The sequence below is a fragment of the Tropicibacter naphthalenivorans genome, from assembly GCF_900176475.1.
Lineage (GTDB): Bacteria > Pseudomonadota > Alphaproteobacteria > Rhodobacterales > Rhodobacteraceae > Tropicibacter > Tropicibacter naphthalenivorans.
Genome location: NZ_FWXX01000006.1, coordinates 242,403 through 266,038, shown reverse-complemented (window position 1 = coordinate 266,038; position 23,636 = coordinate 242,403). Strand labels below are relative to the sequence as shown.

The 23,636-nt window shown below is 62.9% G+C and carries 23 protein-coding genes and 2 pseudogenes; 15 read left to right on the top strand and 10 right to left on the bottom strand.

From position 1 onward, the window contains the following. Window positions 1-6: 6 nt before the first annotated feature. The 3 genes and pseudogenes from B9A11_RS14430 to B9A11_RS14420 form a co-directional block, all read right to left on the bottom strand. A pseudogene (locus tag B9A11_RS14430) lies at window positions 7-498 on the bottom strand (type I restriction-modification system subunit M N-terminal domain-containing protein); the annotation flags it as partial. Window positions 499-695: 197 nt separating this feature from the next. After that, window positions 696-2,417 (bottom strand): N-6 DNA methylase, encoded by a 1,722-nt coding sequence (locus B9A11_RS14425; protein WP_058248725.1) that lies wholly within the window; start codon window positions 2,415-2,417, stop codon window positions 696-698. Window positions 2,418-2,437: 20 nt separating this feature from the next. After that, the gene (locus tag B9A11_RS14420; protein ID WP_058248741.1) at window positions 2,438-2,713 is read right to left on the bottom strand and encodes a hypothetical protein; all 276 of its coding nucleotides are present in this window, start codon (window positions 2,711-2,713) and stop codon (window positions 2,438-2,440) included. A gap of 562 nt (window positions 2,714-3,275) precedes the next feature. Here B9A11_RS14420 and B9A11_RS14415 point away from each other — a divergent pair. The 5 genes from B9A11_RS14415 to B9A11_RS14395 all read left to right on the top strand — a co-directional run bounded on the left by B9A11_RS14415 (window position 3,276) and on the right by B9A11_RS14395 (window position 8,346). Beyond that, complete coding sequence (locus tag B9A11_RS14415; protein ID WP_058248723.1) at window positions 3,276-3,749, top strand: hypothetical protein; 474 nt, start codon at window positions 3,276-3,278, stop codon at window positions 3,747-3,749. 2 nt (window positions 3,750-3,751) lie between these two features. Next, window positions 3,752-4,207, top strand: coding sequence for a TniQ family protein (locus B9A11_RS14410; protein WP_058248722.1), 456 nt, complete (start codon window positions 3,752-3,754; stop codon window positions 4,205-4,207). 57 nt (window positions 4,208-4,264) lie between these two features. Further along, on the top strand, window positions 4,265-5,692 hold the full coding sequence (locus B9A11_RS14405) for a hypothetical protein (RefSeq protein ID WP_058248721.1): 1,428 nt from the start codon (window positions 4,265-4,267) through the stop codon (window positions 5,690-5,692). Continuing rightward, complete coding sequence (locus B9A11_RS14400; RefSeq protein ID WP_058248720.1) at window positions 5,689-6,306, top strand: hypothetical protein; 618 nt, start codon at window positions 5,689-5,691, stop codon at window positions 6,304-6,306. Before B9A11_RS14405 ends, B9A11_RS14400 begins: the two co-directional genes overlap by 4 nt. A gap of 942 nt (window positions 6,307-7,248) precedes the next feature. Further along, window positions 7,249-8,346 (top strand): alpha-hydroxy acid oxidase, encoded by a 1,098-nt coding sequence (locus B9A11_RS14395; protein ID WP_058248719.1) that lies wholly within the window; start codon window positions 7,249-7,251, stop codon window positions 8,344-8,346. On the opposite strand, the gene B9A11_RS14390 is transcribed toward B9A11_RS14395, so the two are convergent. From B9A11_RS14390 to B9A11_RS14360, 7 genes are all read right to left on the bottom strand, one after another. Beyond that, window positions 8,333-9,187, bottom strand: a complete 855-nt coding sequence (locus tag B9A11_RS14390) for an energy transducer TonB (protein WP_058248718.1) — start codon at window positions 9,185-9,187, stop codon at window positions 8,333-8,335. The two genes, B9A11_RS14395 and B9A11_RS14390, sit on opposite strands and share 14 nt — an antisense overlap. Continuing rightward, a complete protein-coding gene (locus B9A11_RS14385) occupies window positions 9,184-9,648 on the bottom strand; it encodes a biopolymer transporter ExbD (protein ID WP_058248717.1) in 465 nt (154 codons plus the stop codon). Before B9A11_RS14385 ends, B9A11_RS14390 begins: the two co-directional genes overlap by 4 nt. 4 nt (window positions 9,649-9,652) lie before the next feature. After that, window positions 9,653-10,417, bottom strand: a complete 765-nt coding sequence (gene exbB / locus B9A11_RS14380) for a tonB-system energizer ExbB (RefSeq protein ID WP_058248716.1) — start codon at window positions 10,415-10,417, stop codon at window positions 9,653-9,655. 2 nt (window positions 10,418-10,419) lie between these two features. Next, window positions 10,420-11,103, bottom strand: coding sequence for a Fe2+-dependent dioxygenase (locus B9A11_RS14375; protein WP_058248715.1), 684 nt, complete (start codon window positions 11,101-11,103; stop codon window positions 10,420-10,422). Between the two features lie 66 nt (window positions 11,104-11,169). Continuing rightward, a complete protein-coding gene (locus B9A11_RS14370) occupies window positions 11,170-13,638 on the bottom strand; it encodes a TonB-dependent receptor (protein ID WP_234988860.1) in 2,469 nt (822 codons plus the stop codon). Window positions 13,639-13,825: 187 nt separating this feature from the next. Further along, window positions 13,826-13,993, bottom strand: coding sequence for a hemin uptake protein HemP (locus B9A11_RS14365; RefSeq protein ID WP_083499906.1), 168 nt, complete (start codon window positions 13,991-13,993; stop codon window positions 13,826-13,828). A 249-nt stretch (window positions 13,994-14,242) separates the two neighbouring features. Further along, window positions 14,243-14,845 (bottom strand): CGNR zinc finger domain-containing protein, encoded by a 603-nt coding sequence (locus B9A11_RS14360; protein ID WP_058248714.1) that lies wholly within the window; start codon window positions 14,843-14,845, stop codon window positions 14,243-14,245. 209 nt (window positions 14,846-15,054) lie between these two features. On the opposite strand from B9A11_RS14360, the gene B9A11_RS14355 reads away from it, so the two are divergent. From B9A11_RS14355 to B9A11_RS14310, 10 genes and pseudogenes are all read left to right on the top strand, one after another. Continuing rightward, a complete protein-coding gene (locus B9A11_RS14355) occupies window positions 15,055-15,684 on the top strand; it encodes an FMN-dependent NADH-azoreductase (protein WP_058248713.1) in 630 nt (209 codons plus the stop codon). Window positions 15,685-15,946: 262 nt separating this feature from the next. Continuing rightward, window positions 15,947-16,201 (top strand): DUF6525 family protein, encoded by a 255-nt coding sequence (locus B9A11_RS14350; RefSeq protein WP_058248739.1) that lies wholly within the window; start codon window positions 15,947-15,949, stop codon window positions 16,199-16,201. 128 nt (window positions 16,202-16,329) lie between these two features. Further along, complete coding sequence (locus B9A11_RS14345) at window positions 16,330-16,926, top strand: ZrgA family zinc uptake protein (protein WP_058248712.1); 597 nt, start codon at window positions 16,330-16,332, stop codon at window positions 16,924-16,926. Window positions 16,927-16,933: 7 nt separating this feature from the next. Next, window positions 16,934-17,629, top strand: coding sequence for an ABC transporter ATP-binding protein (locus tag B9A11_RS14340; RefSeq protein ID WP_058248711.1), 696 nt, complete (start codon window positions 16,934-16,936; stop codon window positions 17,627-17,629). After that, entirely contained in the window at window positions 17,626-18,876 is a 1,251-nt protein-coding gene (locus B9A11_RS14335; RefSeq protein ID WP_058248710.1) for an ABC transporter permease, read from the top strand. Before B9A11_RS14340 ends, B9A11_RS14335 begins: the two co-directional genes overlap by 4 nt. Beyond that, window positions 18,873-19,403 (top strand): DUF3299 domain-containing protein, encoded by a 531-nt coding sequence (locus B9A11_RS14330; protein WP_058248709.1) that lies wholly within the window; start codon window positions 18,873-18,875, stop codon window positions 19,401-19,403. Before B9A11_RS14335 ends, B9A11_RS14330 begins: the two co-directional genes overlap by 4 nt. A gap of 2 nt (window positions 19,404-19,405) precedes the next feature. Continuing rightward, complete coding sequence (locus B9A11_RS14325) at window positions 19,406-19,897, top strand: DUF3299 domain-containing protein (RefSeq protein WP_058248708.1); 492 nt, start codon at window positions 19,406-19,408, stop codon at window positions 19,895-19,897. A 224-nt stretch (window positions 19,898-20,121) separates the two neighbouring features. Beyond that, window positions 20,122-21,612 (top strand): annotated as a pseudogene (locus B9A11_RS14320) (CaiB/BaiF CoA transferase family protein). A 14-nt stretch (window positions 21,613-21,626) separates the two neighbouring features. Then, complete coding sequence (locus B9A11_RS14315; RefSeq protein WP_083499904.1) at window positions 21,627-22,373, top strand: acyl-CoA dehydrogenase family protein; 747 nt, start codon at window positions 21,627-21,629, stop codon at window positions 22,371-22,373. Next, on the top strand, window positions 22,370-23,527 hold the full coding sequence (locus B9A11_RS14310; protein WP_058248707.1) for an acyl-CoA dehydrogenase family protein: 1,158 nt from the start codon (window positions 22,370-22,372) through the stop codon (window positions 23,525-23,527). Before B9A11_RS14315 ends, B9A11_RS14310 begins: the two co-directional genes overlap by 4 nt. Window positions 23,528-23,636: the final 109 nt, after the last annotated feature.

The following is a 23,636-nucleotide window of genomic DNA, read 5'->3' as shown; positions in this document are numbered from 1 at the left end:
GAGTAATCAGCCTCCGGCAAAAGCGGGGCGGTTCATTACGTGCGGCGTCATGAAGTCTTCCGCAGCCTCGTTCACCTCGGCGCCGAACTTGCGGATCAGGTGTTCGTAGACATTGGACATGGTCCGCTCGGGGACTGCCTCGGGGTGCAGGTCCATCGCGGCGAAGTTCTGGCAGATCTTGTAGAGCACACCGGCCCGGTCCATGCGGGCGATGGTGTTGATGAAATCGAACTGGTCGAAGATGACCCGGGCGTTGTCCGAGAACTGACCGATGTAGTCCTCGAGATTCTGACGGGTCCGCGTCGCACCCAGGCTTGCCAGGGTGTAGTTTGAGGTGTTGTAGAACGGATAGCCGGTCTGCTGGCGCAGGAGAACGCCCATGTCGATGCCGCTGTCCTTGAAGGTCTCGACAGATTGCAGGGTTGCTTCACGCGTCGGTTCGAGCACGCATTCCAGACGGCGCAGAAGGGTGAACGGCAGGATGATTTTGCCGAATTCGGTGTGGCGGAAATTGCCCTAGAGGTCGTCCGCGTTTTTCCAGATGAAGTCCGCGAGGGTCGTGTTGTTCTTCGTTTCCTGGCTCAAGGCCGGTCTCCAATCGTAGTGCAATGCTCGACTTACCGGGAAAGTAGGCGCAAGAATTGCGGATTGATATAGCTGGTCGCCGGAATTCCTGTGGAATCCCGGTATTTTATTCAGTCGGCGGCCCGAAGCTCCCGATGCGGCCAGCAGGCAGCCCGATCATCCTCCAGTTGACTCCGCAGTTCCTCGATCTGGGCCAGGATATCCTTCCGGCGCTGAAACCCCTCTCGCATCTCCTCCAGCGTATCGAGGGTCGGCAACGGGATCGGTAGAGCCTTGAGGTCCTTCATGCCGATCGACTGGATCACCGCGCCGCCGGCAAGCGACTGGATGTGCTCCTGCACCGTCGGGTCCGAGAGGTACTCGTAGAGTGCGAGCGCCGCGATGCCGCCGCGCCGAGTGGCGCGCAGGATCATCATCGACTGCCCTGCGGTCCAGATCTTTTCGGCGTTCTCCTCCGGGATGCCTTCCGGCACCAAAGCGACCGAACCTACCGTGCCCTTCACCGCGATAAGCACGTCACCAGGGATCAGGCGCTGATTGCGGGCCTTGTTGTATTTGGCCATGCTCACGCGCACCGCACGTTTCGGCTCCGCAATGAAGCCATCGGGCACAATGTCTGCGGGCATGGCCTCGAGCAGGGTGTACTCACCGCCCTCATCCTCGGAGATGCTCAGCGGCCGGATGAACTCGACGAGATCTTCCAGTGGCGCAACGTCGTGCTTCTCCAGCAGGGCATCGATGCGCTCCCGCGCGCCGGTGCTCAGGTAGCGGTTCGGGGTGAGGACGAGATTGTTATCGCGGATCTCCTCGAAAGGGACGTCCCGCGCCAGGGCGCGATCTTCAACCTTGGCACCTGATGCCAGGTCAAGCCATGAGGCCTCGGGGAGAACCTCGAACCGGCCACGACGGCCCTTGGCGGCAACAAGGTCATGCCCGAGATCCACAAATCGCACCGAACTGCGCTTGGCGACTGTCGTTGCCAAAGTGACGAGCAGCGTCGGAATACCCGTATTGGTGAACATCATCCCCGAGGGAACCCCCATGATGGCCTGAAGGCGGTCACTGCGCATCAGGTTGTCCCGCGCCACCGTCTCGCTGCCGACCATCCGGAACATGGCGCCGGTGGTGGTCGAGAGGATCACCCGGCCGAGCGTCATTTCGGTCGCATCTGCAATGGCCAGCGTTTCCGAGAGCATCCGGCCGATCTTCCCGCGCTCGAGGCCGAGGCTTGCGAGGGTGCGTTCCGGGATGGTGTCGTCATCCTTCACGATGAGGCCGAAGGGCGGGAACATGACTTCCACGGCAGCATTGCTGACTTCTCGGCGCTCCCAGCCCCAGGCCGTTTCGATGGATACGGCTTCTCCGAGATCGAGGATGCTGAGGATGTGCCCCATGATCCGCGCTTGCTCAGGGGTTGGCGTCACGAAGCTGATCTGGGGTGCGCGTTCCGCCAAATTCGACATCATGGTGTAGTCGAGACAAGGCCGCATGGACCAGGGATAGGAAAACCGGACCGAGGCCGCATCGCCGATCATGTCGACTATTTTCAGGCTGGCCTCCGCACGGATCCAGCCTTCGCCGCGGTGGTCATTGACCACATCCATCAGCTCCGAAAGCGTGCGATACCTTTCCTGCCTGGGTGTGCCGAGCAGGGCGCGCCCGACGCCTTCCAGGATCTGGGCGACTTCCCTGCTGACGGCCTTCGCGCCATCGAGTTCTTCCAGCGGTCGTTGGGTTTCCACCAAGTTGGCCGTGATCTCGAGAAAGGCTGAGAGACCTTCCGAAGGGGAGCGCGCAAGGCGCAGCTGGGTGAGGATTTCTTGCGCTTTCATCGGAACCGTATAGGTAGGGGTTACTTATTTTTTGCCAGCTTAGCGTTAAAGCTGTTGGTATGATAGGTGGTAATCAACCTGTCTTCGCCAGCGACAACCACGACGCCACCCTTCTTGCGCGCATCGTCCAGGAGCTTCTTCCTGAGACGCATCTGCTCGAGTTCTTCGTCGATGATCCGCGTGGTGAGGACGTAGCGGTCGCCCTCAATCTCGCCAAGGTCGAGGGCGAGATCGGTCAGGCCTTTCCTGATGCCGCGTTGGTTCATCCTGCAGTCGAAATGGTGAGTCATGTTCATGTGGGGACGCTCCGTTTTGATGCTGAGACTATGCGCTTGAAGATGGCGTGAGTCAATCAAAAAAACCATAGGCAGGCGCTACCTTTTGAAATTGGCCTCAAAGTATGAGTGGATTGGTTCATGTCGCACAAGGCTTTTCGTGTTTCTTTCGCCACAGGTGATTGACAGGATGATAATGGTCTTAGGTGGTCTAAGTTTCTGTTTTATATTCTCTTTTCAACGCTTCGATCATCGCCTCCTGCAACTGATGGACCGAAATGCGGGGCGCACTGAAAAACAGGTCATGCTCTGCCACCCTTGAGAAATGCCCTGTGGCACCCGAGGTTCACCTTATGATGATCCAGACACGCAGCACCTCTTTCGCACTCATACGGGCAGCCTGACCAAGGCCCCATGACCGGTCTCAAGGCTGGTCCCTCGATGATTCCCGCGAAGGTGCGCATGCTCTACATCCTCACCCCACTCCTCGACGCGATACGCGCCTGATCCAGCCGGTTCCCGGCCGATCTCGCCGTTTCCTGTCCGGATGCCGATCCGGATGATCGCGTAGAGGGGACTCCCCATGTTTGATATTTCCGGTGGCATCGCGCTGCCGAGCCCGTCCGTTGCTGATCGCGACGTACCCGCGGCCTCCAAGGGCCATTGCACCGCTCATGCCGTCCTTGGGGACGGTGAAGGCACCCGTGTTCAGGCCGAAAGCTGGCTCGAACTCTGCCATCAGATGTTGCTGAACGCTGATGAAGAGGTGGCTGAACTGGCCGAGCAGCAGCGGTTCATCTTCGGAGAAGACGAAGATGACCTTCGCGAGCACATCTTCGATGTCATCGCCACGCTGCACGACGGATACCGCATCGCCTACACCATCAAGCCGGAAATCCGGCTCGCATCGGGGGTGTTCCTCGAAGAGATGGCCGAGATCACCGCCAACATCTTTGCCGTTTCGGAATGGACCAGCATCGTCCAGCCGGACGATGAGGAGCTCGCGCCGGCCAAGGTCGCACCCAAACGCAGCCGCAAGCGCAAGACGCGGGGCTGATCATGGCGCTTCATCCGATCCTTCCCGTCATCGCAGGCGAATGCCTGACCTCGTATTTGAACCGGTCCGCGCAGTGGCATTGCGGCATGGGGCTGCATGACTTTCTCGCCTTCGTGGATCTGCCGCGCGCCGCGCTGACGGCGCCGGGCTCTGAGACTCTTGATCGCCTCGAGGGGCTATTGGGACTGCCTGTAAGCCGGTTGGGGGAGATGACCTTCACGGTGGATGGGGACGGGGGCCGCATGCTTGCGGGCCTGCCGGTGCAGTTCGAATTCGGCGATATCCGGAAGACCAAGTATTGCCCGAAGTGCCTGCTTGAGGATTTGAAGCCTGACAGCCCATCCCATGGCGTGGCCGTCGGCCGTATCGGGTGGCAGGTGGCCCATATCCGCAGCTGCCCAGTTCACGGGGTGGCACTGCTCCCAGGCAAAATCCAGTCCCCTGCGAAAAGCCTGTAACTGATCACCGATATCACCCTGGATCAGAAGGCACTGGCAGGGATTGCCGGTCAAGCAATGGCGCGGGAGTGGTCGGGCCTGGAGGCCTATATCTCGAACCGGCTGGCGCGCCAGCCGGGGCCTGCCTGGCTTGATGACCAGCCGATCAATGTGGCGGCCCGCGCCTGCGAGATGCTGGGGATGTTTCTCCTTCAGCCGCCCATGGTCTCGCTGTCCCGCTTGGGCGAAGAGGACTGGCATCAGGCCGGGAAGCACGGCTTCGAGATTTCCGCAGGGGGCGGCGAGGCCATTCGAGCTGCTTTGCAGGAGCGCATCGACGCGGCATTGACCGGTGACCGGTCGGGTGGTGCGCAAAAGGTGTTTGGCTGTCTCTACAAGTGGCTCCAGTACCGGCAGGACGCGAAGGGGAAGGGGCCCATCCGTGAAGTGGTCTGGGAGTTGATCCTCGACAATTTCCCCTATGAGGCCGGCACCATGCTGTTCGGGGAGCCCGTCGACCGACAACGCGTTCATTCCGTCTATAGCCTGGGCAAGAAAGTGGGACTCAGCCCGCGGGCGGTGCAACGTGCTGCCATCCTGAACGGTGTACTCAATGCAGAATTGGGTAAACCGCGCTCCTATGAGATCCTCGACGCCGAAGAGGTAGAGGCGCTGGCGGAGATTATGCTGTCCTCGATGTCGATCGCGGGATTGGCCGAGTTCCTCGGCTCGACCTTCAAGCAAGCAGACGATCTCGTGCGGGCTGGGCTGATCTCGCGAATGCAGGGCGAAGATGGCGAGGTCCGGTCGACTCGCAAGACGATCCTCCACGCATCTGCCGAGGGCTTTCTCGAAGAACTGTTGTCCCAGGCCGAACGGGTGAAAGCACCCTCCGAAGGCATGATGAACATTGATGCCGCAGTCGATCGATCCCGTTGGCCGGCGCTGGATGTCTTCCAGGGCATTCTGTCAGGCGCCTTGAGCCGTGTCGAAATTGTGGATCCGAAGCTGAAGGTGCAGGGCTTGCTGGTCGACCCGGTCGAGGTGCGGGATGCCCTGGCGCGCATTAAGGGCGACGGCCGCGTTGGCAGCTTCGAGGCCGCAGCCTTGCTCGGCGTGCGGCAGATCGAATTTAGCAATCTCGCGCGACTGCGCGGGCCGAATGGGACGCCCTACCTTGCCCAACATGTCGAGCCCAACACCCGCGGCCGCGGCGTGAAGCTGTTCGATGTCGCCGGGATCGAGGCATTCCTTCGCGACTATGTGCTTCTGCAGGAACTGGCCGAGAAGGCCGGCGTGGGGCGGCTGGGCGTGAAATACAAATTGGATGCCTTTGGGTCCGTCCGATCAATGATGCCTCGGCCCAGGGGCGGTTGTGGTATCGGCGGGCGGATGTGGAGGGGGTGTTGGGATAGGTGGGGATATCAAGTATCCACCATCCCCTCGCTTTCTTCTTTGCGCGTATCGTCAGCCTGTACCAACGATGAACGCGGATCCCTTAGATGAAAGAAGTGATAATTTCAGCGGCAATAGCGATCATGCCGTTCCTCTCCCCCGCTTATGCCGGGGAATTCAATGGCTCCATTTTTGGACACAAACTGGGCTCGCCCGTTCCCAAATTCAATCGGGAAGATCTACTGGTCGAAATCATCGGTGAGCCATATTTGGTTTACAATAATGACAGTTGGTCGCAGGTCTTCGAGGAGGCCCACGTCTACCCAACAGTTGTTTCTGGTGTAGTCTATGCCGTAAAGGGGGTTTCGCGACTCTCAAGTGATAAGGAGACGCAACGCCTTGGTCGTAGGGTCGCGAGGGTGCTCTCCATTGAATATGGCGACAACGAATATTGCTATGAGTATGGCGACTATGAATCGAGACTATTGCAATGTAATGATGGGCAACCTCTTTCCTCCATTTACCCGAATATGGATATCTGGGGTGTGATCTCGGGGAGGTACAGAATGTCTGTTCACGTCTATGGTGAAGTCGTCGAATTTCGGGTGCAATTTTCTGAATCCTCCCAGGAAGGTGCAAGAATGCAGGAGATAATGTCAGCTGAAAAAGATGAGTTGTTTATGGAGTTCCACGGAGACGAGATCCTCGATTCCATTGGCCGTTAATGGATGTCTCCTCTGCCAAGCAGTCGCCCGACCGGACCTTGCGGTGCGAAAATTATCGCATATCCTTGGAGTGTAAGGTTAAGGTTGCAGCATAGATGACGAGGCGAACCCATCGAAAAATGAGAAGCTTCGAAGGCCGGGTGCGATTTTACCAGAGGGTTGCCTTTTCGGCGCCGTTACTCGCAGCGATTTTGGTTTTCGTCGCACGCAACGGGACGCTTGGCAGTTTTTTCTCAATCTTTATCAAAGTGTGCTTTCCGGTTTTGCACCAATCATGCCAAGGTGATGTTACCCCTCCAGACGTAAATGCAGAGCTTGATGCGTTTCTTGCGTACGGTTTGGCTGGTTGCGCAGTGCTGGGGGTTTGGACCTTCTTCTTTCGACATCTGATTTGCGATATTGTTCGTAGCATCATGTTGTGGTGGGAGTACCGAAGCTAAGACTGCCACTTGCAGAAAGTGCCTGGATCATCAAGGCGACAAGTGCGACAGGTTGCGAAAGCCGGTAAGATTGCCGCTTGTGTGGTGGAATTTCACTGGCAAAATTAGACGCGCCGCGCTGGCAGACCCGCTGGACTCAGTGTTTTCCGCTCTCAATGTTTTCAAAGGGTTGCTGAAGGACTGGTGGCAAATCCTGCCTGGTCGTTTCATTTGAAGTGCCCAAGGTGAGTTTGCCACTTGGCGGGTCTATCTCTGCGACCTCTGCGTAAGTCATTGATTTTTCGTAAGTATGAAAAGCGCCGCTCTGACCGGGGCGGCGTTTTGCTTGGAAACTGTCAGGAGAGGCGCTTAGCCCGGGCGCGGTCCTCGGTAGCGTCATCGTTTGATGGCTTTCTGCAAGGGGACGCAGCAGTTGCCAATAGTTGACTAAAATAGTAAAAAATGTACCGCGGGGTGGAACTTTCGCTGTCCCTTGTCCAAATCTCACGTCCGGTGCCGACCCATGTCTTTAGATACACCCGAGCGGTTGCCTGCCAGCTTGGCCGACTACCAAGCGCTTGCTCAGGCCAATTTGTCCCCCGACGTGGCCGCCTATTTCCTCAGAGGGGCCGGAGCAGAGCAGACCCTGCGCGCGAATGCCGAGGATCTGGCCGCGTTGCGCCCTTGGCCGCGCGCCTGCAAGGATTTGCGGGGTGGCTCCACGGCCTGCGCGGTGCTGGGGCTGTCCCTTGATGCGCCCTTGCTGGTGGCGCCCATGGCCTATCTGCCCTTGCTGGACCCCGCAGGGGAGGCGGGTGTTGCCGCCGCTGCGACGGCGCAGGGGGTGGGCATGGTGCTGAGCGCGCAATCCGCCCAGCCGATGGATCATGTCCGGGCCGAGGGCTCGAACTGCGGCTGGATGCAGCTCTATTGGCTTGGGGGGCGGGATGCGACCATGCAGCTGGCGCAGCGGGCCGCGCGGGCCGGGTTCTCTGCGCTGGTCCTGACGGTCGATGCGCCGGTCCATGGCATCCGCGATGCGGAACTGTCGGCGGGCTTTGCGCTGCCGCCGGGGCTGCGGGCGGTCAACCTTGATGGTCTGGCTCAGCCGCAATTTGCCCCCTTGACCAGCGGCGAGTCCCTGCTGTTCGACCGTGTCGCGCATGTTCTGCCCGGGTGGGAGGACGTGGCGTGGCTGTGCCGGAATGCGCCGCTGCCGGTCCTGCTCAAGGGCATCTTGCACCCCGATGACGCCCGCCAAGCGGTGCAGGCCGGGGCGGCGGGCGTCATCGTGTCGAACCACGGGGGGAGGGTGCTGGACGGTGCGCCATCTTCTATCTCTGCTCTGCCAGCGGTGGTGGCCGCCGTGGGCGGCGCGGTGCCCGTGCTGATGGATGGCGGCATCCGGCGCGGCGTCGATGTCTTTCGCGCGCTGGCGCTTGGGGCCGATGCGGTGCTGATCGGGCGCCCGGTGTGTCACGGGTTGGCGGTGGCGGGCGCGCTGGGGGCCAGCCACGTGCTGCGCCTGCTGCTCGACGAGCTTGAGGTCACCATGGCCCTGACCGGATGCCGGACCCTCTCCGACATCACCCGCGATTGCCTTGGGCCTAGCCCTTTTTGATCGTGTAGTTCAGCGGGATCACCAGCGTAAAGCTGTCGCCCGTCAGATGGTTGGGCGGTGTCGGCAACCGGTCCAGATCGTCAAAGACCTTTAGCGCGGCCTTGTCCAGCAGATCGGACCCCGAAGAGGTCTGCACCGCGCGGGCGATCACCTGGCCATAGCGATCCAGCGTGAACTTGATGCGCACCTCGCCTTCGACGCCCTTTTTGCGGGCGGCCTGCGGATAGGATTTGGCCTTGGCCAGCCGCAGCACCACGGCCTTTTGCCATTCGCTGACCTCGGCCATCTGCTCGGCGGTCAGACCTTCGGCATCGGCCTTGGCGGTCTCGGCCTTAGCTTGGGCATCGACCCCGGACACTGACGCCTGCGCCGCCTCGGCGGCGACCGCGCCCATCTGCGCGGCCTGATCGACCTGCTCTTCGTCGAACTCTTGGGCGACCTCCTTGGCGACCTCTTGGGTCTCTTCGACGGGGTCGGGGCTGGCGATGCCGAACTTCAGATCGTCGTCCGCCACGTCATAGGGGGTCTGGTTCAGGATCGGCTCTGCGGCGGCCATGGCGGCGTGGACCGCCTCGGGGCTTTCGGTGACGGTGGGGGCGTCGATGGCCTCGGCCACGGCGGTGCTGTCCTCGCCCGCGTCAGAGGGGGCGGCGATGATGTCGGACAAATCGAACATGATCGCGCCTTGCAGGCCTGCCTCTTTACGCAGGGGGTCGTGCGGCGTCTGCTGAGGCTGTGCCAAAAGCCCCGCAGGCAAGCCCACATGGGCCGCAAGGCTCAGCGCCGCGGCCACGGTCAAGACCGGCCCCATCCCGCCGCCGGTGCGATAGGCGAGGCTCATGGCTGGGTCTCCGCTGTCTCGGGCAGGGCTTCGGGCGGGGCAGAGGCCTCGTCCAGACCGACCAGACCGACCTTGAGGTAGCCCTCGGCGCGCAGCACGTTCATGACGGCGATCAGCTCGCCATAGGGCACGGCCTTGTCGGCGCGGATATACAGCCGCTCGTCGCGGTTGAGCATGGTGGCGATGCCGATTTCCATGACCAAGCCGTCCAGCGTGGTCTGAACCTCGCCCACCGCCAGCGACAGATCCTCTTGGAGGGTGATGAACACCGGTTCAGAGGGGCGCTGCGGCGCGTCGGCCACCGCAACGGGCAATTCCACCGGGATGTCGACGGTCGACAGCGGCGCGGCCACCATAAAGATGATCAGCAGCACCAGCATGACGTCGATGAAAGGCGTGATGTTGATGTCGGCGTTTTCCGCCATCTCGTCATCACTGCCAGAGCCAAGTCGCGCGCCCATGGGATCACTCCGCCGCTTGCGCGTGGGGCGCGGCGCGTTGAACCATGGCGCGCGGCGACAGGTCCAGATCGCGCGAAAGGGTGCGCGCCACCAGCGCCGAGGCATCGCCCAGCATCACCTTGTAGCCGCTGACGCTGCGCGCCAGCAGGTTGTAAAAGATCACCGCCGGAATGGCCGCGACCAGCCCGATGGCGGTGGCGAGCAGCGCCTCGGCGATGCCGGGGGCGACCACGGCGAGGTTGGTGGTGTTGGTTTCTGCAATCGAGATAAAGCTGTTCATGATGCCCCAGACCGTACCGAACAGCCCGACAAAGGGCGCGGTGGACCCGGTGATCGCGAGCAGAGCCGAGCCGCGTTGCTGGCTTCGGGCGGCGCCGACCTCGATCCGCGACAGGGCGCTGTCGGCGCGCTCTTTGATACCGGCGTCCGGGCCGTCGCCTGACCTGCGGCGTTCGTCCAGTGCGGCGCGCACCATGGCGCCCATCACCCCGCGCCGCTTGGCAAAGCGGGCCTCGACGGTGTTCAGCGTGCCCGCCTTTTCCAGCGCGCGGTAGTTGCGGCGCAGGCGCAGGCGCGCGGCGGCCAGCAGCACCAGCCGCGCCACGAACACCGCCCAGACCAGCACAGAGGCCACGGCCAGCGAGATCATCACCGCCTTCACCACGATGTCGGCGGCAAGGTACATGCCGACGGGCGACATGTGATCCTGACCGGCCTCGGCCAGCCACTGAGCAATCATCGCGCGCCAAGGATCGAATGAGAATTCCATGATCAGACCTCCGTCCATTCGCGGATCAGGTTGTGATAAATGCCGGTCAGGGTGACGACCTGCGGATCGCTTAGCCCCAGCCGCCCGGCCAGCGTCTGGATCGTCTGGTCGAGATCGAACAGAATGGTGCGACGCTCGTTCGACCGCACCATGCTTTGCAGCCAAAAGAAGGACGACACCCGCGCGCCGCGCGTGACCGGTGTGACTTCGTGCAGCGAGGTCGACGGGTACAGCACCATGTCCCCCGCAGGCAGCTTGACCGATTGCGTGCCATAGTGATCCTCGACGATCAGCTCGCCGCCGTCGTACTCGTCCGGTTCCGAGAAAAAGACGGTCATCGACAGGTCGGTGCGCAGCCGCTCGCCGCTGTGCGGGTTCACGCGGATCGCGTTGTCGACGTGCACGCCAAAGGTCTCGCCGCCTTCGTAGCGGTTGAACATCGGCGGCAGGATGCGCGAAGGCAGCGCGGCGGACAGGAACAGCGGCGTCTGGTGCAGCCTGTCGACGATAAGCTGCCCGATCTCGCAGGCCACGCCCGAGCGCGGATCAAGCTGGCGGTTGTTCTTGACGCCCTGCGACTGGGCACCGGCGGTCTGCTTGCCGCTTTGCCAGTCGGCGGCGTCCAGCCGGGCGCGGATCGCCTGCACCTCTGCCTTGCTGAACAGCTGGGGAATGGTGATGAGCATAAGGTTTCTCCTGTGGGACAGGGGGCCGGGGCAGCGCGTTTGGGCCGCCCCGACCGAGGGAACATCCTAGAACTTCAGATCCACGGCGGCCCAGATCTCGCGCCCTGGCGCGACATAGGTAAAGGGCTCGCCCGAACGATAGGCGGTGTCGTAATAGACCGTGTCGGTCAGGTTCTTGACGCCAAAGCGCACGCCCATGCTGTCGTTGACATCGTAAGAGCCAACCAGATCGAACGACCAATAGGCCGGCAGCACATTGCCATTCGGGGTCAGGGTGCCCAGATCGACGTCGTCTTTCCAGTTGGTCTGAACGCCCAGCATCAGCTGATCGGTGACGTCATAGGTCGCCAGCATGTTGAACTGCTTATGCGCGATGGTCGCGACGCTCTGACCGATGGCGGTGGTATCGGCGGACTCCAGCACTTCGGATGTCATAAAGACCGCGCCACCGTACAGGCCCAGCCGGTCGACCTTGCCCGCGACACCCAGCTCAACCCCGCGCAGGCGGTACTTGAGCGAGTCCTGCGTGACCTGCGCGCCCCTTGGGCCCACATCCTCGCGCGCGTTCATCTTGGTCGTCTGGAACAGCGCCGCGGTCAGCAGCAGATCGTCGTTCAGCTCGTATTTCGCGCCCAGCTCATAGGCCACGTTGCGTTCCGGCGCGAGCGTCGCCCCGCCCGTGTCGAGACCGCCGTAAAAGCCGCCCCCCGAAGCGATTTCCTGCCCCATCGGGTTGGCCGAGGTCGCCACGGAGCCATACAGGGTCAGGTCTTCGCGCGGTTTGAACGTCAGGCCAAGGTTGCCGTTCCACATGGTATCGGTGCGTGACAGCGCATAGGCCGCGCCGCTGCGATCCACGCCCTCGCGGTCCACCTGGTAGTGGTCAAGGCGGATGCCCGCATCCAGCGCCCATTGCGGCGACAGCTCGATCCGGTCGACGAAGTAGGCAGAGATCGTCTGCACGTCGGTCTTGGTCACATTGCCGCTGAGCGATGGCATCACCCCGGCCCAGCACGGGTCGGTGTTGGGGCTGACCACGTCAACGGTGCAGCCGCGCGCGCCGGTCGGATAGTCTTCGGTCGAGCCGGGATAGCTGTCCTGCCGCACGGTTTCCTTTTGCAAAACAAGCCCGGTGGCAAAGCTGTGCGAGACGCCGCCCCAGTCCGCTTCGCCGGTCAGTTGCGCAGTGTTGGCGATCACGTCGACCTCTGTGTAGCGCGACTTGTCGCGGACCCCGGTTGTCCAGTCCGCCGGATCGGGAGAGCCGTTTTCATCGACGCTGCCGGGGGCGGTCAGGATGTAGTCGTTGACCGTGCGCGCCGCCCGCAGGGTGTTGGTGAACGCCAGATTGCCGTTGATGTCCCACGTCAGGCGCGCCGTGGCCACATGGCGCTGGGTGTCCTGAAAGTCGCGATCGGCCACGCCGTAGAAGGTGCCGCGATCCACGCCGAATTCGGTCACAGGGCCGCTCGCGCCGCCGGGGCCCGCGCTGGTAAAGGGCACGCCCCAGTCGGGCATCTGGTCGAAGTGCGAATAGGAATAGCTGGCGTCCAGCGTGACATCGTCCGTCAGCTTGTATTTCAGCGCGACCGCCGCGCCTTCGCGGTTGTCATAGGCCTCGTCCCGGCCCGCGACTTCGCCGCGCTGGTACATCCCGTTAAAGCGCAGCTGCAGCCGGTCGCTGGTGGCGAGGTTGATGTCAAAGGTCGAGCGGATCGTCTTGGCCGAGCTATACTCGGTCGAGAAACGGTAGAAATCCACGTCCTGCGGCTGTTTGGTGGTGACGTTCAGGGTGCCGCCCGTGGCCCCGCGCCCGCCAACAGAGCCGGACGGGCCTTTGGTGATCTCGACCTGTTCGGTGTCAAAGGTCTCGCGCACGGACACGCCCGGATCGCGGACGCCGTCGACATAGATGTCGTTGTTGGCCTTGAAGCCGCGGATATAGATGTTGTCGCCGTAGGCATTGCCGCCTTCGCCAAAGCCCAGCGACACACCGGGCGTGCTGCGGGCCAATTGCCGGACCGAGGTCACGTTGGTGGTGTCCAGCACCTCTTTGGTGACGGCGGTCAGGGTGCGCGGCATGTCGGCCACCTCGCCGCGCAGCAGCGGGTTGGCGCTGGTCACCGCGCGGAAGGGCGCGTCGGGGTCGGCGTTGGGGTTGGTGCCGGCGCGCGCCTGCGCCTCGGCGGCGGCTTGGGCTGCGGCCTCTGCGGCCGCTTGGGCTTCGGCGGCTTCTTGGGCGGCACAGACCGGCGTTCCGGCCAGCTCTGGCGTGCAGACCTGCGGGGCAGGGCGCGGGGCGGCAACCCGGCGCGGTTTGGCGGCGGCCCGCGGGGCCGGTGCGGCGGCAGGTTCCGGCGCTGCGGTGGTTTCCACGTCCAGGGTCGGCAGGACGATGGCCCCCTCGTCCGTGGCCTCCTGGGCAAAGGTGATGCCCGCAAGGCAGGCCGCCGTCAGAGAGGTTCCCATGAACAAGGTGGATTGGCCCGAACGGGCCGGGGCGGCCGCGCGGGGCCGCTGGCGAAGTGTGCGCATTTCTCAGATCCCTCGAAGTGTTCGCTTTTTTGAACGCTGATCTGGCTGTCTGGATTCGGGGATCTGGATGGCGCAGCGTCGCGGTTAAATAGATGATTAATTTTGTCAGGAAAAGCCGAAACTGGCATTTTTCCCGGCGGATTTGGCTGTGTTCCGTTGGGTCAGACGCGAGGCGGCGTGCGGCGACCTATTTGGTCAGGATCAGCTTGCCCGCGCGGGTGATCCGCAGCGTATAGGACTGACCGTCCAGCACGATTTCGGCCTTGACCCCGTCGGGGATCAACGCGCGCGCATCAAAGACCGGGGCTCCGTCGGCACCCTGACGCGGCAACGGGGCGGGGGCGGGCTGGCTCATTGCGGGTCTCCCACCGGCGGGCAGAGGTTATTCTTGCACGCAGAGGCGGGCGTTGGGGCGCAGGCGGGTGTCAGCACGTCTTACTCCTTTCCTGAGACATCCGGGCTTCCTGATCGGTGGCTGGGACGCGGGTGTGGTCGCGGATACATAAAGTTGACTATTTCAGTCACTTTTGCGCCACCTACCTTATCCCGACAAATTAAGTCAAGATAATTTCAACAGGTTCAGTGCGGCCCGTTTGCGACCCGGTCAGCGATTGCGAAAGGCGGCTGCCTTGGCCCGGTTTCCGCAGACTTCCATCGAGCACCAGCGCCGTTTGTGATTCTTACTGACATCCAGAAAGAACAGCGTGCAGGTCGGCCCTTGGCACTGGCGGACGTGGTGGAAATTCGCCCGCGTGACCAACTGCGCGGCGGCCTCGGCGATGCGCAGGATCAGATCGCCCGGCGCATCGAGCGGCTGGTGGTCGCGCAGGGCCAGCCGGTCTTCGCCCGCTTCGATCCAAAGATGCCGGGGGCGGCGCGCAAGCAGCGCGTTGATCTCGGCGATGATCGGGTGGCCCGCATCCTTCGGCGGGGTTCCGGCGGTCACCTCGATAAACTCCCGGAAACGCTCGCGAAATGCGACGATCTCGGCACGCGCGGCTGCCAAGGCATCGGCGTTTTGCGGGGCGCGCAAGGGCGCAACCTCGGCCGCGGTGGCAAGGCCCGCGGCCTCCATCCAATCCAGCAGATCCGCGCCCGTGTCCAGCCAGTCATACAAGACGGTGCGCGGCTGGGCGCGCGTATTGAGAAAATCCAAGGCGGGATGTTCAGCGATGAAAAAGGGCTCTGGTCGGGGCGCGTCGGTCATCGGGTTGTTGATCCTGTCGCAGAACTGGCCCGTCAGCATAACCGAAGAATGCCGACTTAGGTAGTTACAAATTCACACGCGGCCTCACGAACAAGTAACTGTCCAAATGATTTTCACCAGTTACAAATAACCGGCAATTGGAGTTGTAAGCGGTTGCCCGTCGGCCCAATGCAAAACCTGACCTGACCTCAACACAAGGAGATACCCCCATGACAAACATCCTCTATATCGCCGCCTCGCCGCGCGGTGCGGCTTCGCAATCGGGCAAGCTGGCAGAGGCTTACCTGGATGCGCGCAAGGCGGTAGAGCCGTCCGCCTCCATCGACACCCTTGATCTTTGGCGCGCCGATCTGCCCGAGTTCGACGGCGACAAGGCCGCGGCCAAAATGACCTTCTTTGGGGTGGGCGACATGGACGCGCCGCGCCAGAGCGCGTGGGATCAGGTGGTGGCCATCACCGAGCGCTTTCTCGCGGCGGATGAATACGTGCTGTCCGTCCCCATGTGGAACGGCGGCATCCCGTATAAGCTAAAGCAATACATAGATATTATCACCCAGCCGGGGCTGCTTTTTGGCTTTGACCCCGAGCAGGGCTACAGCGGGCTGTTGCAGGGCAAGACGGCCCGCGTGTTTTACACCTCTGGCGTCTATGCGCCGGGGGCACCGGCGAAATACGGGGCCGATCACCACTCGACCTATCTGTCGTGGTGGCTGGAATTTATCGGCGTGACCGAGGTTGAGACGCTGCGCTTTCAGCCCTCGTTGTTGACGGCGGACCCGCAGGGCGATCAGGCGAAGGCGGTGGCACGGGCGGCGGCAATGGCGCCCGTGCCGGCCTAAACATCGTTCAGGCGCGTGCCGGGGGTGGCGGGGCAACCGCTTCCCTCGGCTTTTTTGTTTGCTTTGCGCCGCCTTTCTAAAATTTTTGCCGAGCCTGTGAGAATCCGGGTTGAGCATCGGTTGGGTTATATTATAACGCAGATGTTACGTTATATCATAACATCAAAATTGCGACGACCGCAGCCCACACCCGCACAGGAGCCCGCATGACCCGCGCCGTTGACCCTTATCATCCCCTTTCGGCGTGGCGGCGCGCGGCGGCATGAGGCGCAACGTCTCGACCACCCTGCGCCGCCGCAGGCGTGGCGATCCGATGCGGGCCTTTGACGCGCTGCCGCGCCCTTTGCGCGCGTGGATGGCGCAGGCCGCATTGCCGTGGTCGCCCACCTCTTGTCGCCGGATCTGGGTCAAGGCCCAGGCGCAGGGCGCAAGCCTGGAGGATGTGCTCGCGCGGCTTGACCGGGCCGAACAGCGCACCCTGGCGCGTGACCGGCTGTCGCGGCTCGCCCTTGATTAACAAGGCCACCGAAAATGACCCCCGCTTGGGCCCGCTGGCACAAACGGGGATGTGATCGCGCCCTCTCGCTTGGCGGTCTTGTCATGCGCCTGGCAATTCTTCATCACTCAGTCTCGAAAGGACACACCATGAAACCGATCCATTTGGCGCTTGCCGTCACGGCCCTTGCTTCGCCTGCCTTGGCGCAGGAGGCCCGCGAGATGGACGCCCATGAGCACGGCGTCTCGGTCGCGGAAATCGCCGTCGAGCACGGCAAGGTTGCGATCAACATCACCGCGCCGGGCATGGATATCGTCGGGTTCGAGTACGAAGCCGCCTCAACCGAGGACAAGGACGCGGTCGAAGCGGCGATCCGCGCCCTGCTGACGCCCGAGGCCATCGTGGCCTTGCCCGAGGCGGCGGGCTGCCGCCTAACCGAGGTCTTGGCGCATCTGCATGGCGGGGATCACGACGACACGGCGGACGCCCATATGGACGACGATCATGACGATCATGACGACGCGGCGCACGAGGATCATGACGACCACGCAGACGCCGCCCAGCACACCGAGTTCCACGTCAGCTACGCCTTTGCCTGCGAGGACGAAGACGCGCTGACCCAGATCGGCTTTCCCTTCTTTGACCAGTTCGCCAACGCGCAGGAAATCGACGCGCAATACGTCACAGAGACCGGCGCCGGGCTGGCTGAAATCACCCGCGCTGCGCCGACCCTGACGCTGGAGTAAGCCCGCAATGACCCTCTCTGCCCGGGCCCTGTCGCTTGAGAATGTCCGGTTTCGCTGGTCGGGGCGGGCGGCCTTTGGGCTGTCGGTCCCGGAGTTTCGCGTCAGCCGGGGCGAGTCCGTCCTGCTGCTGGGGGAAAGCGGGTCGGGCAAGTCGACCTTGCTATCGCTGATTTGCGGGATCGTCACCGCTGATGAGGGCCGGGTGAGCGTCGGGGGCACCGATCTGTCCAGCCTGCGCACCGGGGCGCGGGACCGCTTTCGCGCCGAACATATCGGGGTGATCTTTCAGCAGTTCAACCTGCTGCCCTACGCCAGCGTGTCGGACAATATCCAGCTGCCGCTGCGCTTTGCCCCCGCCCGTCGCAAGCGCGCTGCGCCGGATGAGGCGGCGCGCCTGTGTGCGGCGCTTGGCCTGCCGGAGGGGATCACGGACGTGACCGCCGGGCACCTGTCGGTCGGCCAGCAGCAACGGGTCGCCGTGGCCCGCGCGCTGATCGGACAGCCGCCGCTGATCGTCGCCGATGAGCCGACCTCGGCCTTGGATGCGGCCACGCAGGACAGCTTTCTCGCACTGCTGTCCGAGCGGATCGCGGCGACGGGCGCGTCCTTGTTGATGGTCAGCCACGACGAACGGCTGGGCGCGCGCTTTGACCGGGTGGTGCGCCTGTCTGACATCGCCCAAACCGACGGGATGACCGCATGATCTTGCGCCTTGCCTTTGGATCGCTCATGGCGCGGGCGCTGACCGTGGGGATGACCATCCTTGCCATCGCCTTGTCGGTGGCGCTGTTTCTTGGGGTGGAAAAGGTGCGCACCGGCGCGCGTGCCAGCTTTGCCGATACGATTTCCGGCACCGATCTGATCGTCGGGGCGCGGTCCGGGTCGGTGCAGTTGCTGCTGTACTCGGTGTTTCGCATCGGCAATGCCACCAACAACGTCACTTGGGAAAGCTATCAGGACATCGCCCGCCGCCCCGAGGTCGACTGGATCGTGCCGATCTCGCTGGGCGACAGCCACCGGCAATTCCGGGTGATGGGCACGACCCAAGGCTTTTTCGAGCATTACAAGTTTCGCGGTGGCCAAGCGCTGGAGATCGCCGAGGGGCACGGCCTGACGGACCTGTATGATGCGGTGATCGGCGCCGAGGTGGCCGCCACGCTGGGCTATCACGTGGGCGATCCGATTGTCGTGGCGCATGGGCTGGCGTCGTTCACCGAGCATGACGAACAGCCCTTTCGCGTGGCCGGGATCATTGCGCGCACTGGAACGCCGGTCGACCGCACCGTGATTGTCAGCCTTGAGGCGATCGAGGCGATCCACGTCGACTGGCATTCCGGCGCGCAGCGGCCCGGCGCGGGCACCCCGATTGAGCAAATCCGCCAGATGGACCTGACGCCCAAGGCGGTGACCGCCGCTTTGGTTGGCGTGAACTCAAAGCTGCGGATTTTTGGCCTGCAACGCTGGATCAACGAATACCCGCAGGAGCCGCTGCTGGCGATCCTGCCCGGCGTGGCCCTGCAAGAGCTGTGGCAGATCGTGGGCATCGCGGAAACCGCGCTGACGGGGGTGTCGGCGATGGTGGTGGTGACCGCTTTGCTGGGGATGATGGCGATGATCTTTTCCTCGCTCAACGAGCGGCGGCGCGAGATGGCGATCTGGCGGGCGATGGGCGCGCGGCCCTTGACGATCCTTGGGCTGCTGGTGCTCGAAGCGGCGCTGATGGCGGCGCTCGGGGCGGGGTTGGGCCTGGCGCTGCTGTATGGCGGGCTGGTCCTGGCCCAGCCGATGGTGGACGCGGCCTTTGGGCTGTGGCTTCCGATCGACCCGCCGACGGCGCGCGAGTTGATCGTTCTCGCAAGTGTGATCGCCGCAGCGGCGGTTGCGAGCCTGTTTCCGGCCCTGCGGGCCTATCGCCTGTCGCTGGCCGATGGCATGATGGTGAAAGTATGACTGACACGTATTCTTCTCGCCGGGCGTTTATCGCCCTGATGTCCGCAGCAATCGTGCCCGCTGCGTTGGCCCCTAAGCGCGTCGAGGCGGCGGGGGTGCGCGAAATCACTTGGGATGATCTGATCCCGCCCGGTACCGCCTATGGCGAGATCATCGGCCCCGGCCAAAAGGATGAGGTCAACGACACGTGGATTCCCGAATTCGACGCGAATGGGCGCAAGCTGAACACCGCGTTGGACGGCGCATCCATCAAGATGCCGGGCTATATCATTCCCTTTGACACCACCGCCGAAGGCGTGACCAGCTTTATGCTGGTGCCCTATCAGGGGGCGTGTATCCACGTCCCGCCGCCGCCGCCGAACCAGCTGGTGTTCGTGCGCACGCAGACCCCGTGGCCAAGCGAGTCGATGTGGGATGCGGTCTGGGTGACTGGCCTTATGTCGGCCAAGCCCATGTCGACGGAAATCGGCGATGTCGGCTATCAGATCGCGGCGGACGAGATCGAACTTTACGACTGGATGGAGTGAGCATGAACCGCCGTATGCTGCTGCTTGGGGGCGCCTCTGCGCTGGTTGCAAACCGAGCGATGGCCGAGCCGGTGATCGAGCTGACGTGGCGCGATTTGTTGCCTGCGGACGATCGCTCGGTACCGGGCAGCCTGCGCAACCTCTTGCCCCACGACGAAAGCGATCTGGCCGCCCGCCAGCCCATGTCGACCGGCGTGCGGACCGATTGGAACGGCCAGATCGTGCGGCTGTCAGGCTTTGTCGTGCCGATTGACCACAAAGGCAGCGGCGTTGTGGCGTTCTTGTTGGTGCCCTTTGTCGGGGCCTGCGTGCACGTGCCGCCGCCTCCGGCGAACCAGTTGGTGTTCGTCACCACCAGCACGCCCTACGAAGGCTCTGGCATGTTCGAAGCGGTGACCGTGACCGGCATGTTTGGCACCGCATCGACCTCGACCCAGCTGGCCGACGTCGGCTATGCGCTCTCCGCCGACGACATCCGCCCGTACAAGGCGTAGCGCGCCGTTCCCCTTTTTATGCGTCTCAGGCGCAATGCGCCGAGTGGGGGCGACACAAAAACCGCGTTGGCGTTGCTCGGGGTTTCGAACATGTCACCGGCACCCGCCCGGTGCGTTCCTGATCTGGCAGTTGCCTACTTGCGGCTCCCCGGCAAGCACCATTTGACCCTGCACGGGTTTTGTCTCGACGAGGGCGAGACGCTGGACCGGGATGAAATCGAGCAATGGCATTTCACCTCTATGGGCGGACTGGGCAACCCACGCCGAATTCTGCGCTTGCCGATCCTTTTGGGGATGGCAGAACCGATAGCGTCCCCGCCCCTCGCATCCCTCAAAAATGTAGGTTTTCCCATCTTGGATCGCGCAAAAGCCCGTCCACGCGCCGGAAAAGCTCGAAAAAGACTATGAGGCATATTTATAATTCTTGTATTGCGTTAGAGTTGCAATTCCCCGATGCCGCCGCCCAAGAGAAAGAGGAGGTATGTGCGTTGGCGGGTTGCCTGGAACATGTGAAGGTTCTTGATTTCAGCCGTGTCTTTGCCGGCCCTTGGGCTGCGCAAATGCTGGCGGATTTTGGGGCGGAGGTCACCAAGGTAGAGCACGTCAGAGGCGGGGATGACGTCCGACGGATGGGCGTGTCGCATCTTGATGCCCAAGGCCAGCCGACCGGCGAGACCTGCTCTTTTCTGGCGATGAACCGTGGAAAGAAATCTGTTGCCATCGATCTGGGCAAGCCCGAGGGCCAAGAGATCGCGCGAGGCCTGATCGCGCAGGCGGACGTTTTGATCGAAAACTTCAAGACGGGGACACTGGCCAAGTTCGGACTGGACTTTGAACAGGCCAAACAGATCAATCCATAGCTCGTCTACTGTTCGATTATCGGGTTTGGTCAGGCCGGGCCGATGGCGCATTTGCCCGGCTATGATCCGATCTTTCAGGCCATGAGCGGGCTGCTCAGCATGACCGGGATCGCCGAGGGCAAACCGGGGGCCGGGCCCGCTTTGGTGGGTTATTCGATTTCGGATATCACTGCTGGGCAATACGCCGTCTCAGCCATTCTGGCCGCGCTGGCCCACCGCGACGCCGTCTCGGGCGAGGGGCAATACATCGACGTGGCGCTGCTGGATACGCAGATCCACGCGGCGTCGCACATGGCGATGAATTATCTGTCTTCGGGGCGCCTGCCACGGCGCAACGGCACCGCCTCGCAGATCACCTGCCCTTGGCAAAGCTTTGACTGCGCGGATCGCCCGATCATGATCGCCATTGGCAATGACCCGCAGTTCCGCCGCTTTGCCGCGTATCTCGACATGCCTGATCTGGCCGATGATCCGCGCTTTGCGACCAATCTCGACCCGGTGGCCAATGCTGAAACCTTGATTCCGATCATCGCCGAAAAGCTCTTGCTGAAACAGGCGGATGACGTGTGGGCGGACCTCGACGCGATTGGGATTCCTGCCGGACCGCTCAATTCTTTCGAAGAGACCTTTGCCATGCCGCAGGTCCAGGATCGCGGCTTGCTGCAAACGCTGGACCATCCCAGTGCGGGCACGGTGCGCTATGTGCGCAATCCCGTCCGCTTTTCGGCGGGCGAAGCGGATAAGGGCCAGCGTCCTCCGCCACTGTTTGCCGAGCATACGGACGAGATGCTGGCGGGCCTTGGGCTGGATGCGGATCAGATCCAAGCGCTGCGCGCTGCGGGTATCGTAAAATAAAGGGGGAGGACAGAATGTCCGACGAGTGGAAGGAAAACACGCGCCTGATCTTGGAAAGCGCACGCGCGATCCTGCCGGGGGATCGGTCCTTGGACCGGGTGCGCAAGGCGCGGTTCGACGGGGCGGGCGCCGCCGGGGCCGACCTCTTTGCGGTGCTCACGGGGCGAGGGGTGGCCCTGGTGGATAGGGGTGCGGCGGGCGTGACGGTCGATGCGCCCGAAACGCTTGATGGAGCGCGGCTGGGCGCGGTGTCCTTTGACACTGTTGCCGCAGAATTCCTGCCCTGCGCAAACCCAGACGCGGTTTTGGACAGCGCGACGCTGGCGCACGCGGCGTACCTGTTGGGGCTGTCGGACGCCGCTCTGGACATCACCCTTGACTACCTGCGCATCCGCGAACAGTTCGGGCGACCCATCGGCAGCTTCCAGTCGCTGCAACACCGCGCCACCGAGATGAAAATCCAGCTGGAGCTGACCCGCGCCGCGGTCGAGGCCACCGCCCGCCGGTTTGACACCGGGGCCGATGCGACGGCGCGCAAACACGGCGCGGCGCGCTGCCATCTGCGGGCTGGCACGTTGGCCATGCACGTCAGCCGCGAGGCGATCCAGATGCACGGCGCGATGGGCATCACCGACGAGGCGGACATCGGCCTTTATGTGCGCAAAGCCATGACAGAGGCGAACCTCTTTGGCGCGGCATCCGTGCAGCGGCGCGTCCTGTCGGACCGTTTGAACGACCCGAAACAGGAGCACGCGGCATGAAAGACGTCACCGATTACAACGCCCTGAGCGACGCCGATTTCCGCGCCATGGTGCGGGCCTTTGTGGAAACCGAATACCCGGACATTCGCCGCTATGCCCTGAGCCGTCTGCACTGGGACGAGGTCAAACCGTGGTATCTCAAGCTGTCCGAGCGCGGCTGGCTGTGCCCCACATGGCCGGTCGAGCACGGCGGCATGGGGCTGACGGCGGGCAAACACTTGATCATGATCGAAGAGTTCGAACGCTTTGGCGCGGCGCGCGTCAATGACATCGGGCCGGTCATGCTGGGGCCGCTGCTGTTGAAATACGGGAGCGAGGCGCAAAAGGCGCATTTCCTGCCGAAAATCCTGTCGGGCGAGCACATCTGGGCCCAAGGCTACAGCGAGCCGGGGGCCGGCTCCGATCTGGCGGCGGTGCGCTGCGAGGCGGTGCTGGACGGCGACGAATGGGTCATCAACGGGCAAAAGACCTGGACCACGCTGGGGATGGACGCCAACTGGATCTTCATCCTCGCGCGGACCGACAAGACGGTCAAGAAACAGGCGGGGATCAGCTTTTTGCTGGTGCCGATGGAAGCCAAGGGCGTAACCCAACGCCCGATCCTGAACCTCGACCTAGAGGAAGAGTTCTGCGAGGTGTTTTTCGACGACATGCGCGTGCCCGCCGATCACATCGTGGGCGAGGTCAACGGCGGCTGGACGGCGGCCAAGGCGTTGCTGGGGCACGAACGTGTGTTCATTGGCGCGCCGCGTCTGTCGGCTTCGGCGATGGCGCGGCTGGAACGGATCGCGCGGCGGGTGGGGGTCTGGGATGACCCTGTGTTCCGCGACCGCTTTGTCGCTTTGCAATGCGACGTGGCCGATCTGAGCGATCTGTTTGAAACCTACGTGGACAAGCTGCGCGGCGGGCAGGAAATCGGCGCGGACGTGGCCATGCTCAAGATTTTCCAGAGCGAGTTGTACCAGCGAATCTCTGAACTGGCGATGGAGGTGGCGGGCGAAGAGGCCGGGCTGCGCCATGCGCCCGCAGGCGACAGACGAAACCACGCCGCGGCGGTCTATCTCTCAGCCCGTCCGACGACGATTTTCGGCGGCTCGACAGAGGGTATGCGCAGCATGCTGGCCAAGGCGGTGCTGGGATTGCCGACCGGATAAAGTCCACTTTGTACTAAAGAGTATAACAATGATTTTTATGCGTATGCGGGGATACTTCAAGCGTCGACGCGCCGGAACGAACACCGCGAAACGGGGCGGGATTGCAGAC

Coding starts and splice junctions, on each gene's coding strand:
- B9A11_RS14425 (WP_058248725.1), bottom strand. CDS start 2,417: ATGAAAGCGCAAGAAATCCTCACCCAGCTGCGCCTTGCGCGCTCCCCT.
- B9A11_RS14420 (WP_058248741.1), bottom strand. CDS start 2,713: ATGAACATGACTCACCATTTCGACTGCAGGATGAACCAACGCGGCATC.
- B9A11_RS14415 (WP_058248723.1), top strand. CDS start 3,276: ATGTTTGATATTTCCGGTGGCATCGCGCTGCCGAGCCCGTCCGTTGCT.
- B9A11_RS14410 (WP_058248722.1), top strand. CDS start 3,752: ATGGCGCTTCATCCGATCCTTCCCGTCATCGCAGGCGAATGCCTGACC.
- B9A11_RS14405 (WP_058248721.1), top strand. CDS start 4,265: ATGGCGCGGGAGTGGTCGGGCCTGGAGGCCTATATCTCGAACCGGCTG.
- B9A11_RS14400 (WP_058248720.1), top strand. CDS start 5,689: ATGAAAGAAGTGATAATTTCAGCGGCAATAGCGATCATGCCGTTCCTC.
- B9A11_RS14395 (WP_058248719.1), top strand. CDS start 7,249: ATGTCTTTAGATACACCCGAGCGGTTGCCTGCCAGCTTGGCCGACTAC.
- B9A11_RS14390 (WP_058248718.1), bottom strand. CDS start 9,187: ATGAGCCTCGCCTATCGCACCGGCGGCGGGATGGGGCCGGTCTTGACC.
- B9A11_RS14385 (WP_058248717.1), bottom strand. CDS start 9,648: ATGGGCGCGCGACTTGGCTCTGGCAGTGATGACGAGATGGCGGAAAAC.
- exbB (WP_058248716.1), bottom strand. CDS start 10,417: ATGGAATTCTCATTCGATCCTTGGCGCGCGATGATTGCTCAGTGGCTG.
- B9A11_RS14375 (WP_058248715.1), bottom strand. CDS start 11,103: ATGCTCATCACCATTCCCCAGCTGTTCAGCAAGGCAGAGGTGCAGGCG.
- B9A11_RS14370 (WP_234988860.1), bottom strand. CDS start 13,638: ATGCGCACACTTCGCCAGCGGCCCCGCGCGGCCGCCCCGGCCCGTTCG.
- B9A11_RS14365 (WP_083499906.1), bottom strand. CDS start 13,993: ATGAGCCAGCCCGCCCCCGCCCCGTTGCCGCGTCAGGGTGCCGACGGA.
- B9A11_RS14360 (WP_058248714.1), bottom strand. CDS start 14,845: ATGACCGACGCGCCCCGACCAGAGCCCTTTTTCATCGCTGAACATCCC.
- B9A11_RS14355 (WP_058248713.1), top strand. CDS start 15,055: ATGACAAACATCCTCTATATCGCCGCCTCGCCGCGCGGTGCGGCTTCG.
- B9A11_RS14350 (WP_058248739.1), top strand. CDS start 15,947: ATGAGGCGCAACGTCTCGACCACCCTGCGCCGCCGCAGGCGTGGCGAT.
- B9A11_RS14345 (WP_058248712.1), top strand. CDS start 16,330: ATGAAACCGATCCATTTGGCGCTTGCCGTCACGGCCCTTGCTTCGCCT.
- B9A11_RS14340 (WP_058248711.1), top strand. CDS start 16,934: ATGACCCTCTCTGCCCGGGCCCTGTCGCTTGAGAATGTCCGGTTTCGC.
- B9A11_RS14335 (WP_058248710.1), top strand. CDS start 17,626: ATGATCTTGCGCCTTGCCTTTGGATCGCTCATGGCGCGGGCGCTGACC.
- B9A11_RS14330 (WP_058248709.1), top strand. CDS start 18,873: ATGACTGACACGTATTCTTCTCGCCGGGCGTTTATCGCCCTGATGTCC.
- B9A11_RS14325 (WP_058248708.1), top strand. CDS start 19,406: ATGAACCGCCGTATGCTGCTGCTTGGGGGCGCCTCTGCGCTGGTTGCA.
- B9A11_RS14315 (WP_083499904.1), top strand. CDS start 21,627: ATGTCCGACGAGTGGAAGGAAAACACGCGCCTGATCTTGGAAAGCGCA.
- B9A11_RS14310 (WP_058248707.1), top strand. CDS start 22,370: ATGAAAGACGTCACCGATTACAACGCCCTGAGCGACGCCGATTTCCGC.